Source organism: Rhizobium leguminosarum bv. viciae (assembly GCF_012276115.1).
GTDB lineage: Bacteria > Pseudomonadota > Alphaproteobacteria > Rhizobiales > Rhizobiaceae > Rhizobium > Rhizobium leguminosarum_T.
This window is the reverse complement of record NZ_WIEU01000017.1, coordinates 12,762-28,445: the sequence shown is the minus strand read 5'-3', so window position 1 is coordinate 28,445 and position 15,684 is coordinate 12,762. Positions and strand designations below refer to the sequence as shown.

At 61.3% G+C, this 15,684-nt stretch carries 17 protein-coding genes and 2 pseudogenes; 8 read left to right on the top strand and 11 right to left on the bottom strand.

Features of this window, described 5'->3' with window-relative positions:
• Position 1: 1 nt before the first annotated feature.
• From GFM02_RS25030 to GFM02_RS35235, 6 genes and pseudogenes are all read right to left on the bottom strand, one after another.
• Positions 2–124 (bottom strand): annotated as a pseudogene (locus GFM02_RS25030) (D-erythronate dehydrogenase); the annotation flags it as partial.
• 289 nt (positions 125–413) lie between these two features.
• Positions 414–1,256 carry a transglutaminase-like domain-containing protein gene (locus GFM02_RS25025; protein ID WP_168323107.1) on the bottom strand — a complete coding sequence of 281 codons (843 nt, stop codon included), beginning with the start codon at positions 1,254–1,256 and terminating at the stop codon, positions 414–416.
• A 27-nt stretch (positions 1,257–1,283) separates the two neighbouring features.
• The gene (locus GFM02_RS25020) at positions 1,284–1,559 is read right to left on the bottom strand and encodes a DUF1488 domain-containing protein (RefSeq protein ID WP_168323106.1); all 276 of its coding nucleotides are present in this window, start codon (positions 1,557–1,559) and stop codon (positions 1,284–1,286) included.
• The gene (locus GFM02_RS35610) at positions 1,550–1,873 is read right to left on the bottom strand and encodes a hypothetical protein (protein WP_168323105.1); all 324 of its coding nucleotides are present in this window, start codon (positions 1,871–1,873) and stop codon (positions 1,550–1,552) included. The genes GFM02_RS25020 and GFM02_RS35610 overlap by 10 nt, the downstream gene beginning before the upstream one ends.
• A complete protein-coding gene (locus GFM02_RS25010; RefSeq protein WP_018070945.1) occupies positions 1,870–2,205 on the bottom strand; it encodes a hypothetical protein in 336 nt (111 codons plus the stop codon). Before GFM02_RS25010 ends, GFM02_RS35610 begins: the two co-directional genes overlap by 4 nt.
• A complete protein-coding gene (locus GFM02_RS35235) occupies positions 2,202–2,465 on the bottom strand; it encodes a hypothetical protein (protein ID WP_168323104.1) in 264 nt (87 codons plus the stop codon). The genes GFM02_RS25010 and GFM02_RS35235 overlap by 4 nt, the downstream gene beginning before the upstream one ends.
• A gap of 510 nt (positions 2,466–2,975) precedes the next feature.
• Here GFM02_RS35235 and GFM02_RS25000 point away from each other — a divergent pair.
• The 5 genes and pseudogenes from GFM02_RS25000 to GFM02_RS24980 all read left to right on the top strand — a co-directional run bounded on the left by GFM02_RS25000 (position 2,976) and on the right by GFM02_RS24980 (position 6,305).
• A complete protein-coding gene (locus GFM02_RS25000) occupies positions 2,976–3,293 on the top strand; it encodes a co-chaperone GroES (protein ID WP_168323103.1) in 318 nt (105 codons plus the stop codon).
• Between the two features lie 51 nt (positions 3,294–3,344).
• Positions 3,345–4,979, top strand: a complete 1,635-nt coding sequence (groL, locus tag GFM02_RS24995; protein WP_168323102.1) for a chaperonin GroEL — start codon at positions 3,345–3,347, stop codon at positions 4,977–4,979.
• Between the two features lie 68 nt (positions 4,980–5,047).
• Positions 5,048–5,547, top strand: a pseudogene (locus GFM02_RS24990) (IS5 family transposase); the annotation flags it as partial.
• Positions 5,548–5,675: 128 nt separating this feature from the next.
• The gene (locus GFM02_RS24985) at positions 5,676–6,068 is read left to right on the top strand and encodes a hypothetical protein (protein ID WP_168305201.1); all 393 of its coding nucleotides are present in this window, start codon (positions 5,676–5,678) and stop codon (positions 6,066–6,068) included.
• A gap of 66 nt (positions 6,069–6,134) precedes the next feature.
• Positions 6,135–6,305, top strand: a complete 171-nt coding sequence (locus tag GFM02_RS24980; RefSeq protein ID WP_165503767.1) for a hypothetical protein — start codon at positions 6,135–6,137, stop codon at positions 6,303–6,305.
• A gap of 98 nt (positions 6,306–6,403) precedes the next feature.
• Here GFM02_RS24980 and GFM02_RS24975 read toward each other — a convergent pair whose 3' ends face one another.
• From GFM02_RS24975 to GFM02_RS24965, 3 genes are read right to left on the bottom strand one after another with little or no spacing between them, the layout of a single operon-like run.
• Positions 6,404–7,567 carry a Gfo/Idh/MocA family protein gene (locus tag GFM02_RS24975; RefSeq protein ID WP_168323101.1) on the bottom strand — a complete coding sequence of 388 codons (1,164 nt, stop codon included), beginning with the start codon at positions 7,565–7,567 and terminating at the stop codon, positions 6,404–6,406.
• A gap of 10 nt (positions 7,568–7,577) precedes the next feature.
• Positions 7,578–8,501: a TIM barrel protein gene (locus GFM02_RS24970; RefSeq protein ID WP_168323100.1), complete on the bottom strand. Its 924-nt coding sequence runs from the start codon at positions 8,499–8,501 to the stop codon at positions 7,578–7,580.
• 43 nt (positions 8,502–8,544) lie between these two features.
• Positions 8,545–9,459, bottom strand: coding sequence for a sugar phosphate isomerase/epimerase family protein (locus tag GFM02_RS24965; RefSeq protein WP_130789000.1), 915 nt, complete (start codon positions 9,457–9,459; stop codon positions 8,545–8,547).
• 209 nt (positions 9,460–9,668) lie between these two features.
• On the opposite strand from GFM02_RS24965, the gene GFM02_RS24960 reads away from it, so the two are divergent.
• Positions 9,669–10,670 (top strand): LacI family DNA-binding transcriptional regulator, encoded by a 1,002-nt coding sequence (locus tag GFM02_RS24960; RefSeq protein WP_168272517.1) that lies wholly within the window; start codon positions 9,669–9,671, stop codon positions 10,668–10,670.
• Positions 10,671–10,739: 69 nt separating this feature from the next.
• Here the strand turns inward: GFM02_RS24960 and GFM02_RS24955 are convergent, their stop codons facing one another.
• Entirely contained in the window at positions 10,740–11,645 is a 906-nt protein-coding gene (locus GFM02_RS24955; RefSeq protein ID WP_026158598.1) for a S1C family serine protease, read from the bottom strand.
• 155 nt (positions 11,646–11,800) lie between these two features.
• Positions 11,801–12,745 carry an AraC family transcriptional regulator gene (locus tag GFM02_RS24950; RefSeq protein WP_168272516.1) on the bottom strand — a complete coding sequence of 315 codons (945 nt, stop codon included), beginning with the start codon at positions 12,743–12,745 and terminating at the stop codon, positions 11,801–11,803.
• Positions 12,746–12,869: 124 nt separating this feature from the next.
• On the opposite strand from GFM02_RS24950, the gene GFM02_RS24945 reads away from it, so the two are divergent.
• On the top strand, positions 12,870–13,829 hold the full coding sequence (locus GFM02_RS24945; protein ID WP_168323099.1) for an SDR family NAD(P)-dependent oxidoreductase: 960 nt from the start codon (positions 12,870–12,872) through the stop codon (positions 13,827–13,829).
• A 347-nt stretch (positions 13,830–14,176) separates the two neighbouring features.
• On the top strand, positions 14,177–15,580 hold the full coding sequence (locus tag GFM02_RS24940) for a PLP-dependent aminotransferase family protein (protein ID WP_168323098.1): 1,404 nt from the start codon (positions 14,177–14,179) through the stop codon (positions 15,578–15,580).
• Positions 15,581–15,684: the final 104 nt, after the last annotated feature.

Sequence of the window (15,684 nt, the reverse complement as noted above, 5' to 3'; positions counted from 1 at the left end):
GTCAGGAAAGCTCCGGCAGGCGGCCTTCGAGCCCGTCCTCGATAGGTACGCGAATGATCTCGTCGAAGGATGTTTCAGCGCTGAAACCGAGCGCCTGCGCCCGGCTCGCATCGAAATTGCCCGGCGCAGCCACCAGCTTGCGGCAGACCATCCCGGCCGCGCCTATGACAAGGTTTTTCATCTGAAGCGGCCCTCCACTCGAAGACATCGACGCCGACTTCCGGCGCGAGTCGGCCCCGAACCGGCAATGTCTCAGTTAAGACAAGGCGAGCGACGCTGTCACGTAATTTTGGGGGGAGGGCGCAGTTCGGCTCGGCGCTGCTGTGGGCGGCTGCTATGAACCGGAAACGGACAGGCAGTCCTGCCTGCGGCAGCCTGAGGCTGGGCATGCCACATCCTGCCCAGGTCTCGTTCTAAACGGCGCCTTCGGCGACGCTTTGCATCTGCTCCAGGTTCGTCACCTCATAGGTCCAGACTCGAAACGCCTTCAGCACATGCGGTCCGAAGGAATTGATGAGCGGTATGTCGGCGGCGTCGCGCCCGCGTGCGACGATGATACGACCGATCCGCGGCGTGTTGTTGCGCGGATCGAATGCATGCCATGCACCGTCGAGGAAGACCTCGATCCAGGCGCTGAAGTCCATCGGATCGACGACGGGAATACCGATGTCGCCGAGATGGCCATTGATATATCGGGCAGGAATGTTGAGGCACCGGCACAACGCCACCGCGAGATGCGCAAAGTCGCGACAGACGCCGACACGTTCGTGAAAGGCCTCGAAGGCTGTCCGCGTAGATCGCGCCTGCATATAGTCGAATTGGATATGGCCATGAACGAAGTCGCAGATCGCCTGAACGCGGCCCCAGCCGGGTGACACGGTGCCGAACATATCCCATGCAATTTGACTGAGGCGATCCGTCTCGCAATAGCGGCTGCCCATCAGGTAGACGAGGCAATCATCCGGCAACTCCGAAACCGGGACTTCCCTGGCGCCTGGCAGCGACCTGTCCGCCTGGCCGTCGTCCTCGATCGTCGCATCGCCCCATATGGTCAGGTCGCCCGCCGGGGCAACCAGCCGAAGACAGCGGTTGCCGAAGAGATCGCGATAAGTCGATGTGGGAACATCGGGCGTCGTGAAGACCGTTTCCGGAATTTTGATGTCGGCCGCACGATCGTCGTGAACCGACAACAGGCACACCAATGCGGTCGGCTGCGGGCAGGTCAGCGTGATTTCATAGCCGTAACGGATCAACATGGAGCGTTCCCGCGCGTCCGGATCCGCCTAGCGGAAATCCGCCGCAGTTAGAGTGTAGAAGGCGCGGTGGCGGTAGGAATAGGCTTTGTGTGCCACGTCCTGAATGGAGTTGCGCAGGGCATCGAACGCCGAAAGCCACCTCGTTTCCGAAGGCTCGGTTCTTTGCAATGCGCTGTCGGATTTCGCCAGAGCGCCAATCTCGATGAAGAACAACACCTGGAACATGCCGTCATGGCCGACGAAGCGCACAGCATTTCTCGCCGCATCGAAGCTGCGGCTTTGGTTCAGGAAGGCTAGCGCCATGGTTGAACCGGCGGAGTTTCACTCCGGGCGGCGTCCGACAGCCTCAGCCATTCCTTCCGGTATCCTATGTTGAGAAGATTGAAGGACATCATGTCTTTCCCGGCCTGCGGACGGCTCTTGCCTGTCACGGCATGCTCGGAGTGCACTGGAGCGTTCGCAGAGACACGATAGACGGTCCACGAACGGGCGGATTCGATCCGGCGGTCGTGTTCGGTCTCCATGGAGTAGCGGCCGGAAGCGCCACATTTGTTTTCCCATGTGCCGACGGCAAAGGCATTTCGTCTTCGTTCGGCTTCGTCTTCATGGCCGTTCACGATGTCAACCTTTCGTCATTCGGGCCGTGGCCATGGCCAAACGTCCTCTCGATCAGTGTTGCGCCGCTGCCGGCGGGCGATAGGTTTACCAGTTCCAGGCTGTCTTCCGTCGCGACCCGCTCATGACGTTCATCGTCGCTGCGGATGCGATATTGCAGCACATTTCCTCTCAGAGGCAGCGTGGCGGTAATGCGGTATGTCTCGGGGAGCTTGGAGGGAACGACCAGGAACCCGTCCTTCACCCGGACGGTCTGTCCCACCTTGAAGATATGCGTTGCTGCCTCGCGCCGGATCGAGCGTCCATTGCGTTGCGGGATGCGCGTAGCGGTCATGACGGTTTGTGGTCCTTTTCGAGCGCGGTTTCGAGATCTGACAGGTGGATAGGCATCATCTGCTGCGTCGAACTCTGCGCGGCGATCGCCGGCAGGTGGATGAAGGCGCCGACCCTTCGCCAGGCAAGCCTGGAAACGCTATCGATCAATTCCTCGTCATAATCGACGCGGTATTCTCCAGCTGGCTGCGCCCCTTCGAAACCGGGCAGGCGGAATGGGGATGAAAAGCGGACGACGGTTTGTGTGGTGCGACTTGTCACGGCTGAGGCCTCCGCAGGAAGACACCGATGCGTTTCCTGTATCGTTGAGATCCGACCCGGACGAACTCGAGGCCGCCGGTACATCCGCGGTCAGCGCCAAGCTCATTCCGGATCGGAATAGGCGAAATCAACGTCGGAACGACGTCAGAGATTGCTATCGAGAATTCAGTGGTGATGGCGGGTCGTAGGTCTCTGACACCGCGAAGCCAAGTCGGCCAAATCGACGAAGTCTATCATTGCGCCTCGATTGAGTTTAAATCAAGATAATTCGGATTTATCTATGGAAAACGCCAAATTAACTCGATGGCCGGTTAAATAAAATCGAACGTGATGGCGTAAAAATTCTATTCATTTGCTGATTATTGTAAAATATTCGCTCAAATTGATTTCCTGAATTTTTACAGAAATTCCCTGCGTGAACAATATTTCTTGGCACTCCTATCAATCGAGTGCCACGGGTGCTATTTATGAATTGCAGCCGCCCTACGCGCCGGCAGCAGAAAGACCTCTATGAAATTCCGTTCACTTCACGACCGCGTCGTCATTCGGCGTGCGGAAGGCGATGTCAAATCCAAGGGCGGGATCATCATTCCAGACACCGCCAAGGAGAAGCCGCAGCAAGGCGAAGTGGTCGCAGTCGGCCCGGGCCTGCGTGACAAAGGCGGCAATCTCGTCCCGCTCGATGTCGAGGTCGGCGATCTCATTCTGTTTGGAAAATGGTCGGGGACCGAGGTCACGATCGATAGCGAAACCCTTCTGATCATGAAGGAGACCGACATCATGGGCATCGTCGAAAAGACCGAAGCGGCTGCCGGCAAAGCCGCCTGAGGGTCGAAAATTTGTGACCCGCAACTCAAGACCGAACTGGGAAGAAATATCATGTCTGCCAAGGAAATCAGGTTCTCCACCGACGCGCGCGACCGCCTGCTGCGCGGCGTCGAATTGCTCAACAATGCCGTCAAGGTGACGCTTGGCCCGAAAGGTCGCAACGTCGTCATCGACAAGGCCTATGGCGCACCGCGCATTACCAAGGACGGCGTCAGCGTCGCCAAGGAGATCGAACTCGAAGACAAGTTCGAGAACATGGGCGCGCAAATGGTGCGCGAGGTGGCTTCGAAGACCAATGATCTTGCCGGCGACGGCACAACGACGGCAACGGTGCTCGCCGCCTCCATCTTCCGCGAAGGCGCAAAGCTCGTCGCTGCCGGCATGAACCCCATGGATCTCAGGCGCGGCATCGATCTCGGCGTTACCGCCGTCGTCAAGGAAATCCAGGCGAGGGCGGTGAAGGTCAAATCGTCAGGCGAGATCGCACAGGTCGGCACCATTGCCGCCAATGGCGACGCCACCATCGGCGAGATGATCGCCAGGGCGATGGACAAGGTCGGCAATGAGGGCGTCATAACCGTCGAAGAGGCGCGAACCGCCGAGACCGAACTCGATGTCGTCGAGGGCATGCAGTTCGATCGTGGCTATCTCTCGCCCTATTTCGTCACCAATGCCGAGAAGATGCGCGTTGAACTGGAGGAGCCCTATATCCTCGTTCACGAGAAGAAACTCGGCAGCCTGCAGGCGATGCTGCCGATCCTGGAAGCCGTCGTACAGACCGGTAAACCGCTGCTCCTCATCTCGGAGGACGTCGAAGGCGAGGCGCTGGCGACGCTTGTCGTCAACAAGCTGCGTGGCGGCCTGAAGGTCGCAGCCGTCAAGGCGCCGGGCTTCGGCGATCGCCGCAAGGCCATGCTGGAAGACATTGCCGTGCTGACCGCTGGCCAGATGATTTCCGAGGATCTCGGCATCAAGCTCGAGAACGTCACGCTCGATATGCTCGGCCACGCCAAGCGCGTGCTGATCGACAAGGAAAGCACCACGATCATCGACGGCTCCGGCGAGAAAGCGGCCATCCAGGCGCGCATCCAGCAGATCAAGGCGCAGATCGAAGACACCACCTCCGACTACGACAAGGAAAAACTGCAGGAACGCCTAGCGAAACTCGCCGGCGGCGTCGCGGTCATCCGCGTCGGCGGCGCGACCGAGACGGAGGTCAAGGAAAAGAAAGACCGCATCGACGATGCGCTGAACGCCACCCGTGCGGCGGTCGAAGAGGGCATCGTGCCCGGCGGCGGCGTGGCACTGTTGCGCGCGAAGTCGGCGCTGACGGGACTGACGGGGGAGAACGCCGATGTGACGGCGGGCATCTCGATCGTGCTCAGGGCGCTCGAAGCCCCGATCCGACAGATCGCCGACAATGCCGGGTTCGAGGGCTCCATTGTCGTCGGAAAACTCGCCGGCAGCAATGACCACAATCAGGGCTTCGACGCACAGACGGAGACCTATGTCGATATGATCGAGGCCGGCATCGTCGATCCTGCCAAGGTCGTGCGCACTGCTCTGCAGGACGCCGGCTCGATCGCGGCGCTGCTGATCACCGCCGAGGTGATGATCGCCGACATTCCCGCGAAAAATTCTGCGCCTGCGGCCGGAAATGGCGGCATGGGCGCTATGGGATACTAGGCCGCGTGGACTCTTGGGATTCCCAAGTTTGAGCAAATCAGATTCAAGACTGTCTTTTGGAGGCAGTCATGGGTGTTTTGGATCGATTGGTGCTGCGGGATGAACAGTGGGAGCGGATTGCTCCCCACATTATTGGTGACGAGCGCACGCGCGGTTCGTCAGGCCGCGACAACCGAATGTTTGTGGAGGCCGTGCTTTGGATCGTACGCACTGGCTCGCCCTGGCGTGACCTACCAGAAGTCTTCGGCGAGTGGAACAGTGTCTTCCGCCGTTTTAGCCGCTGGAGCCAGAAGGGTATCTGGTGGCGCATGTTTGCGGCGATGTCAGACGATCCAGATTTTGAATATCTGATCGTCGACTCCACCATCATCCGCGCCCATCAGCACGCTGCCGGCGCAAAAAGGGGGCTGAAGATCAGGCCCTTGGTCGCTCTCGCGGCGGTCTGAGCACCAAGATCCACATGGTGGTGCGCGGGTTGGGCTGCCCGGTTCGCTTCACACTCACCGCAGGCCAGAAAGGAGATGCACCGCAAGCCGATGCCCTGATCGAGGGGCTTCCCGCCAAGGTCTAACTATTTAATGTAGAACAGGATTCAGATTTTAGACCCGGCCTAAAATCATCCTGTTCTGAGGCCAGCTTGACCCGGTCCGGCGTCGCCGGACGGCACAACCCGAATAACAGACAGGGAGAATTCCAATGTCCGTACAGAGCAGCAGCAAGACATCGATTACCCAGCGTTTCGACAGTTACCAGCCGTCCAAGACGCTTCTCGCCTGGGCCTGCGTCGTCACGGCGATCGCCACGATGATCATCGGCTTCAGCTGGGGAGGTTGGGTAACAGGCGGCACATCAAGCAAAGCGGCAGCCGCTGCCGGCGACACCGCACGCGGAGAACTGGCGTCGGCCATTTGCGTCGAGCGATTCAAGGCGGCGCCGGATGCGAGCGCTAAACTGATCGAGTTCAAGGCGATTACCGAAGGCTACAAGCAGCGTCAGTTCGTTGAAGCCGGCGGTTGGGCAACCATGCCTGGGCAAACCTCACCCGATAGCCGAAGCGTTCAAGGCTGCGCCACGGCGCTTGCCGTCTGACACCGTTTTCCAGAGCGCTCCGATATACGTGCGGAGCGCTCCCACTGTTGAAGCAGGAAATGACCTATGATCCGTTTCGTGAAAAAGAGCGACCCAAAGCCAGCCGCAGAAGACGCCGGCGGCGAAAGCGTCAAGAAAGTCCCTGAGGCAGCCGCCGACGGGCCTAAGAAAGCCGCCAACGACAGCACGCGTCGCCGCGCGCCGCAGGCGCCGGAAGACGACGATCCGCTTATCTGAGTGTGGACTGATGTCCTTGAACATGCCTCCAGCGCAACAAGTGCGAAGCGGGCATAGGGCGCGATCTGAGAAAGAGCCGCGCCGAGGATCTTGAAGACCTAGCGATAATCCAGCCAGACCCCGCCCGCGTCGGCGGACCGCACGCAGTTTTCCACCCAGCGCACTCCTTCCAGTCCGGCATCGGCATCGGGAAAGACGAGGTCTTCGATGCCCGCGGGAGCAAGGCCGCGCTCTTTGTTGATGGCAAAGCCGAATCGGCGATAGAGGTTCGCCCAGGCTTCGAAGAGACCTTCCGGGTGACCGCCGCCGATCCGGTCGTCGATCCTGGCCTCGGGATAGAGATAGTCCATGCCGCGCTCGAGAATGCGGGCTGGTTCACCCTGGATCTCGTAGGAGAGCTGGTTCGGCCGCTCGTCCCACCATTCGATACTGGCCTTCGAGCCGACGATGCGGATCTTCTGGCCATGCATGGAGCCGGCATTGACGGCGCTCGACCAGATGGTGGCGATCGCGCCATTGTTATATTCCATCAGGGTCACCGCATTGTCTTCGAGCGGCGCGCGGCCTTTGACGAAGCTCTGACGGGTGCAGAGCAGCCGCTTGATCTTCAGATGCGGCAGAATGACCTTGGCGAGATAAAGCGGGTGGGTTCCGACATCGCCGAGCACATAGCTGGGGCCTGCGAATTTCGGATCGACGCGCCACCGCGTCGCGGGGTTCTGCTCCTCCACCGCAGCACTATGGAAACCATGGGCGAATTGCAAGTTGACGATGCGGACCTCGCCGAGATCGCCATTCCGGACCATGGCGCGCGCTTGCTCGATCATCTGATGGCCGGCATAACCATAGGTCACGCCGACGATACGGCCGCGCGTCTGGGAAAGCGCCTTCAGTTCCTCGGCCTCGGCGGTCGTGAAGCAGAGCGGCTTTTCGCAGATCACATGCAGGTCATGTTCGAGCGCTGCCTTGCAGATCGCGAAATGGGTGTTGTTGGGTGTTGCGATCGACACGGCCTCGATGCCGTCGGTCCGCCCGGCCTCAGTCGCAAACATCGTCGCATAGTCCCGGTAGCTCCTGGCTTCGTCGAGCCCGAGATCGAGCCCGAAGGCGCGGCCGCGTTCCGGATCGATATCGAAGGCACCCGCCGCAAGGGCAAAGACGTCGTCGCGATGCGCTGCCGAGCGATGAATATAGCCGATCTGGCTGCCTTTGCCGCCGCCGACCATGCCCCAGCGGATCGGCTTTCTCCTGTCATTCGTCATTATCTTTTCCCTAAAAACCAACCGACCGCAGGTAATCGCGGCTTTGCTTCACGTCTTCGAGGCTGCCGGCGACATTGAGCGGATCGCGCTCCTGCTCGACGGTGATGAAGCCGTGATAGCCGATCTCCTCGAGCGTCCGCTTGACGGCGGGGTAATCGATGACGCCGTGGCCGATCGGGCACATCACGCCCTGTCCGCAGGCCTCGAAGAAGCGGATCTTCTCGCCAAGCACACGGTCGAAGACGGTCTGGTCGATGTCCTTGAAGTGGACGTAGTCGAGCCTGTCGGCATAGCGGCGAAGCATCTCCACGGGATCCATGCCGGCATAATAACTGTGGCCGGTGTCGAGGCAGAAGCCTGCGATCTCCTGCGGAATGTCGCCTGCCACCCGCTCGATCTCATCGGCGAATTCGATATAGCCGCCCGCATGCGGGTGGATGACGGCACGCACGCCGTATTTGCGCTGGGCGAGTTCGGCGATCGCCCTGATATTGGCGATCATCCCGGCCCATGCCTTGTCGTCGAGACGCGGCGCACGATCGGAATGGCCGGCGGCATAGTCCCGCTCGTCGTGCCCCCAGTCCATGACCGTGAGGTAGGGAGTCTTGAACCGCTGGCCCGCCACCTGCTCCGGCTGCGGCAGCCTGGTGATGACGGTGCAGATTTCATCCGTCTGCCGCAGCAAAGTCTCCCGATTTTCAGGAGAGACGAGATCGTCGAAGATCGTGCCGGCGACGATGAAGAGATTGCGCTCGGCAAGCGCCTTTGCGACGAGTCCATCATCGAGTGGCACATAGCCGTACGGCCCGAGTTCGAGGCCGCCATAGCCGGCCGCAGCGGCCTCGTCGAAGACGCGTTCCCAGGCGGGAAGGTTTGGATTATTGACGTCATCAACGCCCCAGCAGCAGGGGGCTGTCGTAATCGTGATGGTCACGGTTTTATTCCTGAAAAGTGGGGTGCCGGGCAGATGTTGACGATCAGCCAAGTTTCCCGGGCCAGTATTTGTCGACGTATTTCTGGATTTCGGAGCGCATGAAGCGGCCGGAATCATCGGCACGCTCCTCCCAGCCGAAGACGCAGGCGGTGATGATGCCGTCGAACCCGACCGCGGCGAGCGAGGAGAAGAAGACATCCCAATTGATCTCGCCCTGGTACATATCCATGTGCTGATGGATGGTGACCTTCGCGCCCGGCGGATTGATGATGTAGCGCAGCCCTGACGATGCCTTGTGGTTATAGGTATCGGCCACATGCACATGGGCGATCAGCGGGCCGGCATCGCGGATCATCCGCGCCATGTCGTCGCCGAAATAGAAGGTATGCGGCGCGCAGTAGAGGAATTTGACGTTCTTCGAGCCGATGGTCTTCAGCATGTCGATCGCCGGATGCAGCGTCTCGCACCAGTCTTCCGGATGCGGTTCCATGTTGAGCGTGACGCCCTCGCGCTCGAACACCGGAACGAGCTCTTCTATCGAGCGCCACCAGGCGGCTTCGCTGTGCTCGTGGGTATGCATGCCGCCGCAGCAGCTGGCGCGGTGGCTGCGATCCGGCGACGGTCCGCGGCCGAATTCCGAATTCATCGTATCGCAGCCCATCTCGGCCGAAATCGCGATCGCTTCCTTCCAGTAGCGCACCGCTGCCTGCCGCTCGTCCTCATGCGGGCTCGCCCAGCGGTACATCGGCAGGATCGAAGCGAGCTGGACGCCGTGATCCTTCAGCGCCGATTTGAATTCCGCGATGCGTTCCTTGTGTGCCCGCGGGCGCACCCACCAAGGCAGAAAATCGTCGCGCGGTGAAAGCTCGATATGCTCATAGCCGAGTTCCGCCGCCTTGCGGCAGAGGTCGCGCAGGTTGAGGTGACGGTGCATATGCGGGTCGAGTGCGATCTTCATCTGGTTCCTCCGTCATCCTTCGGCCGCATCGGGCCGGCGGGTGATCCTTGATCTCGTTTGTTTCGGACGGTCCGGTGCTCCTCCCGGATTGCCAGCACGATACTGCTGCAGCGTCCCCATGCTCCAATGCTTCCTTGATCAAATTTGATCATTGACCGCGCAGCAGGCCGATGCTCTGCTGTGTCAGCTTTGGGAGTGAGTGAGCCCTGATGAAGGTGACTTTGAAGGATGTCGCAAGCCAAGCCGGCGTTGGCACCGCGACCGTCGAGCGCGTCCTCAACGGCCGCGGCGGCGTGCGGCCGGAGACGGTGGAAAAAGTCTTCCTGGTGGCAAGACGGCTTGAATACCGGCAGAGCCTGCCGGTCGCCCATCGCGGCCTGATCCGGATAGAGGTGATCCTCGTTCGCCCGGAGACCAGCTTCTATTCACGTCTGAACCGGGCGTTCGAGCGCATTGCCGCCTCGCTCGACGATAGCATTGTCGTTCACCGCACCTTCGTCCGCGAGAACGAGCCGGCACAATTCGCCCGTTACATCGCCAACCCGACGGCACGCCGGTCGGCGCTGATTGTGGTTGCGCCCGACCATGCCGATGTCGTCACCAGCGTGCGGAAGGCGGCCGATCTCGGCATTCCCGTCATCCAGATCATGACCCGTCCGGCCCCCGAACTGCCCTATGTCGGCATCGACAACTATGCTGCGGGACGCACCGCGGCTCACTATATGTCGGGCATGCTGGCGCAGCGCCGGGGTTCGTTCGTCGCTCTCTGCCACAGCGGCGCCTATGAGAACCATAAGGAGCGGATCCGCGGCTTCTCCAGCTATCTCTCAGAGAATGGTTCAAACGAACATCGTTTCATCGAGGTCATGTTCGACCTCGATGACGAGCACAATGCCATCGAACTGCTGCAAGCGGCCCTCCGGCGCGAACCCGGCATCATCGGCGTCTATAGTGCCGGCGGCGACAACAAGGGTGTTGCCAGGGTGCTCGAGGCAAACAAGGCTGGGCGGCCGTTCTGGGTCGGCCACGAATTGACGGGAGAGACGCAGGACTATCTCCGTCGCGGCATCATGTCGATCGTGCTCGACCAGGCGCCGGAGGTGCAGGCGAGGCGATCGATAGACCTTGCCCTGAACAGGCTGGGTCTCATCGAGGTGGAAGTCAGCGCCGAGCCGGTGCGCTTCCTGACGATCACGCCGGAAAATCTCTGAGACGGGATAAGGATGCCGGGAGAACCCGCTCGAATGGGCGCCAGCGACTTTCACGACGCCGGCGTAACCTTACTGCAGCTGCGGTTTCTTAAGAAAGCTGTTGCGGTCGGCGGATTTGATGCGCAGCCAGGCTTCCCGGCCGTTCCTGAGGATCCGCATGGGGATCTCGGCGCCGGCGGGGCCGCTGCTCCAGAGCTTGCGATAGAAATCGGCCAGGCCATCGACCTCTTCGTCGCGGATCTCCGAAATGATATCGCCTTGACGCAGGCCCGCCTGGGCTGCCGGGCCGTCTTCGGCCACGCTCATGACCACCACGCCGCCATTGCTCTCGGCGGAGAAGGCGCCAAGCCAGGGCCGCGGCGGCTTGTTGACCTGGCCCCGGTTCAAGAGATCGTCGAGGATCGGCGGCAAAAGGTCGATCGGCACGACCATGTTGATATCGGCAACCTCGTCGCCATGGCTCATTTGCAGGCGAAGCGAACCGATGCCGAGAAGCTTGCCGTCCGAACCGATCAGGGCCGCGCCGCCCCATGAGGGATGGGCTGGTGCTGTGAAAATCGCCTCGTCGAGCAGATATTCCCAATAGCCGGCAAATTCCTGCCGGGCGACGATATTTGCCTCGACGAATTCTCCGATGCCATCGGCCAGCACGACGGGATCGCCGGGCTTGGCCGTGGCCGCGTCGCCGAGATCCACCGCCGGCGCATTCAGGGCTCCAAGCGCCTGGACCAGGCCGAAGCCGCTTTCCTGATCATAAGCAAGCGCATGCGCGGGAACCACGCGCCCGTCATGGGTCGTCAGCCAGACCTCTTCGGCCTCGGTGATGAGATAACCGATGGTCAGCACCAGTCCGTTGTCGCGAATGACCACGCCGCTGCCTTCCCGGACAGTGCCCAGCGTCTCCGCCGTGAAGGCATCTTCCGGAATAGAGGAACGGACGGCCACGACTGACCGTAAAATCGGATCGATATTCATACTTTCATCCCGATAGACGCCGGCGCGAAAGGCCGAAAGCCGGCGCATTCTTCCTTGAATAGGTAAGAGAATGGACGGCGGGTGCAAGACCGTATCGGACGGAATTTTGGCAGGTCAACGGCGACCTCCCTCCGATGCCTGCACCAATCAAGGTTTCACTGAGCGCCGAGACTATCTCGCATGGCACCGGCGGGCGGCTGAGCGCGACCATATTGCCGCGGCGAGCATCCCATCACTCTCTTGAAAGCGGTGCTGAATGCGCTTTCGGATTCATAACCGAGCGACAGGGCGACACCGGCAATTGCTTCGGCCGAATTTGTCAATCGGTCACCTGCGAGAAGCATGCGCCAGCGCGTCAGATAATCCATCGGCGCAAGCCCGACCTTTTCCTTGAAGTGGAGAGCAAAACTGGACCGGGACATCGAGGCCCGTTCAGCTAGCGACTGCAAGGTCCACTTGCGGGCTGGATCGGCATGCAGGGCACCGATAGCCGCGCCGATCCGTCGGTCGGTAAGCGCGAAAAGCCAGCCGACGCCGCGCGCATTCGGCGATGCGATATGGAGGCGCAACACCTGCATGAGCATGACATGAGCAAAATGCTCCGCCATCAGAAAGCCACCCGGCTGCTGGTCGCGCAATTCGCGCGTCATCCGATCGAGGCACCAGCGCAGCACGGTGGCGTGATCGGAATCCCTCTTCACATGGACGATCGGCGGCAGGATTCCGAGAAGGATGTCCGAATTTCCCCCCGAAAAGGAAAAACGGCTGCCGATCAGGAAGAAATCGCCGCCGCCGTTGCAAGTCGCAATGCCGTCGCGGGCGATCGAATAGATCGCATCGGACGGGATCGCTTCGAGCCCCGGATCGCTGGCGAGACGAAAGGCTCGGCGGCGCGTCAGCAGAAAGCAGTCGCTTTCCTCCAGGCGGACAGCTTCGGCAACGCCATCGACGCTCAGCCAGCAGGCGCCTGAAATCACCGCGTTGAACTTGATGCCATCAGGGGGCGGAAAATCGATCGCCCAAGCGCCGCCAGCGTCAAGCCCCGCGGAAACATAGCTGCGCGGTTTGAGCAATGCGAGAACATCGGATAACGGGTCCATGTAAAAATCCGGACGATGGCGAAGACATATCGGACTTTAGCGCATGGATCGTCTGGAGACCACGCCTTATTCTTGCGACCGTCATCCCGAGCGACGGCAACGTCGCAGAACAAAGGTAATTATCATGAATGACAAACAAGTCCCCATCGGTTCCGGATTTGGAGCCCACACGACGGCCGGCGAGGTTCTGACCGGTCTCGATCTTTCCGGCAAGCGCGCCATCGTCACCGGCGGCCATTCCGGCCTCGGGCTCGAGACCACGCGCGCTCTGGCGGGCGCCGGCGCCAAGGTGACCATCGGCGCAAGGAGCATCGAGGCGGCGCGCAGCGCGGTCGCCGATATCGATGGCGTAGAGATTGATCGGCTCGACCTTTCCGACCTCGAAAGCGTTCGCGTCTTTTCCGAGCGGTTCGTCGCATCTGGCCGCAGCATCGACATCCTGATCAACAGCGCCGGCATCATGGCCTGCCCGGAAACGCGTTTCGGCGACGGATGGGAGGCACAGTTCGCGACCAATCATCTCGGCCATTTCGCCTTGGTCAACCGCCTTTGGCCGGCGATCTCGCCCGGCGCTCGCATCGTTTCGGTTTCCTCCGGTGGCCATCACAACTCGGCCATACGATGGGAGGATGTGCAATTCGAGACCGGTTACGACAAATGGCGGGCCTACGGTCAGTCGAAGACCGCCAACGCACTTTTCGCCGTGCATCTGGACAGGCTCGGGCGCGACACCGGCATCCGCGCCTTCTCCCTGCACCCGGGCAAGATCTTTACCCCCTTGCAGCGCCATCTCGCAAAGGAGGAAATGGTCGGTGCCGGCTGGATCGATGCGGACGGCAACCCGATTGATCCGACATTCAAGACGCCATCCCAGGGGGCGGCCACGCAGGTTTGGGCGGCGACCTCCCCGCAACTCGACGGTATGGGAGGCCTGTATTGCGAGGACTGCGATATCGCCATCCGCGCAACGGATGGAGAACCCGGCGGCGTCAGCGACCATGCAGCCGATCCCGAGGAGGCGGCACGCCTGTGGATCTTGTCGGCAAGGCTGACCGGCATTGACGCTTTCGCAGCGTACGCCTGAAGCCATAGCGCGCGGCAAACCCTCGTTAATTCGCGCTGAAGACGCAGCCGATTGTCTTGCCGTCCTCGCGCCTCAGCCGGGCCTTCTCGGGGGAAAGCGTCATTGGCGCGCACGCTGCCGAAATCGGCCTGCGACAGCGCGGTCGCCGTGCCGCATTGTATTTGCGCAGATAGCAGTCAAGTCCGGCGACAATCCGTCATTAAAACGTATCAAGGCAAGCGCAAAAGCTGCGCCATTCCGTCCTGCGTCGTTCTCCGGACTTGGCGCGCGACATTTTTCGTGACAGCGGCATTGTGCAACAATATACGGTCAATCTCATCAGGAATCAGACCGACACGGATCATGACATGAAAGACTGGCATCCCGATCTCAGCCGCAGCAGCAGCCCGCGTTATATGGCGATCGCCGATGTGATCGAAATGGATCTGCGCAGCGGACATCTGGTGGTTGGGGACCGGCTGCCGCCGCAACGCGAACTCGCCAAGCGGCTGAACGTCGATTTCACGACGGTGGCGAGAGGTTATGTCGAGGCGCAGAAGCGCGGGCTTGTGGATTCGCATGTCGGCCGAGGCACCTTCGTCACCGGTGGCGCGGACAAGGAGCGCCAGGGATTCGCGCCCGACGCTGCGCCCGATCCCCGCCGCGCCTCCATCGTCGATTTCTCGATGAACATGCCGCCGGAAACGGACGACCCCGAGCTGGTCGCCCGCATGCGCGAGGGCATGTCGGCGGTGACGGCGAACCTCATTCCGCTTCTGCGCTACCAGGGCTTCGGCGGCTCCAGCATGGACAAGGAGGCTGCTGCCTCCTGGCTCAGCCGTCGCGGGCTGGTGCCCTCGCAGGAGCGCATTTTCGTCACACCCGGCGCCCATCCGGCCCTGCTGGCGATCTTCGGCCTGCTGGCAAAACCGGGCGAAACCGTGCTTTCGGAAATCATCACCTATCCCGGTATGCGCTCGATCGCCGCCCAGCTGCGGCTCAATCTGGCCGGTCTGCCGATGGACGAGGACGGTATCCTGCCGGACGCCTTTGCCGAGGCCTGCGAGAGATTGAAGCCGAAGGCGCTCTATCTCAATCCGACGCTGCAGAACCCGACGACGCTGACCATTCCGGCCAGGCGCCGCGAGGAGATCTGCGCCGTTGCCCGCAAATATCACGTGCCGATCGTCGAGGACGATGCCTATGGTTTCATTCCGCAGCACGGCCCGGCGCCGCTCGCCGCAACAGCGCCCGATCTGACCTGGCATATCGGCGGACTGGCGAAATGCATCGGCGCGGGTCTGCGACTTGCCTATGTCGTGGCGCCTGACAGTAAGGCCGTGTGGCCCTTCGTCAGCGCCATGCGCGCCAACAATGTCATGGCCTCGCCGTTGACCGTGGCGCTCGCCACCCGCTGGATCGAGGATGGCACCGCCGATACGATCCTGCGTTTCATCCGTGCCGAGGCCGCCGCCCGCCAGCAAATGGTCGCCGCCATCCTGCCGGCCGGCAGCTACCGCGCCGATCCGATCAGTTTCAACATCTGGCTGCCGCTCTCCAACGGCTGGACCCGCTCCACTTTCGGTAGCCATACCCGTTCTTCCGGCATCGGCGTCGTCGCAAGCGATGCCTTCACGGTCGAGGGCACGGCACCCGAGGCCGTGCGTGTCTGCCTTGGCGGACCGATCACCCGGGAGAAACTGCAGGGCGCATTGGAATTCATGGCCCATGCGCTGGAAGGCCCGCCGGAAATGGCAGCGTCGTTCTTCTGACGCGGAACCCAGCTCCGGGCTGGTCAGGCCGGACGAAAGCCGGAGGCGGTCGAGATCAGATCGTCCGAGCCCAGATCTGTCCGGGCATGGGCGAAGCGTAACCG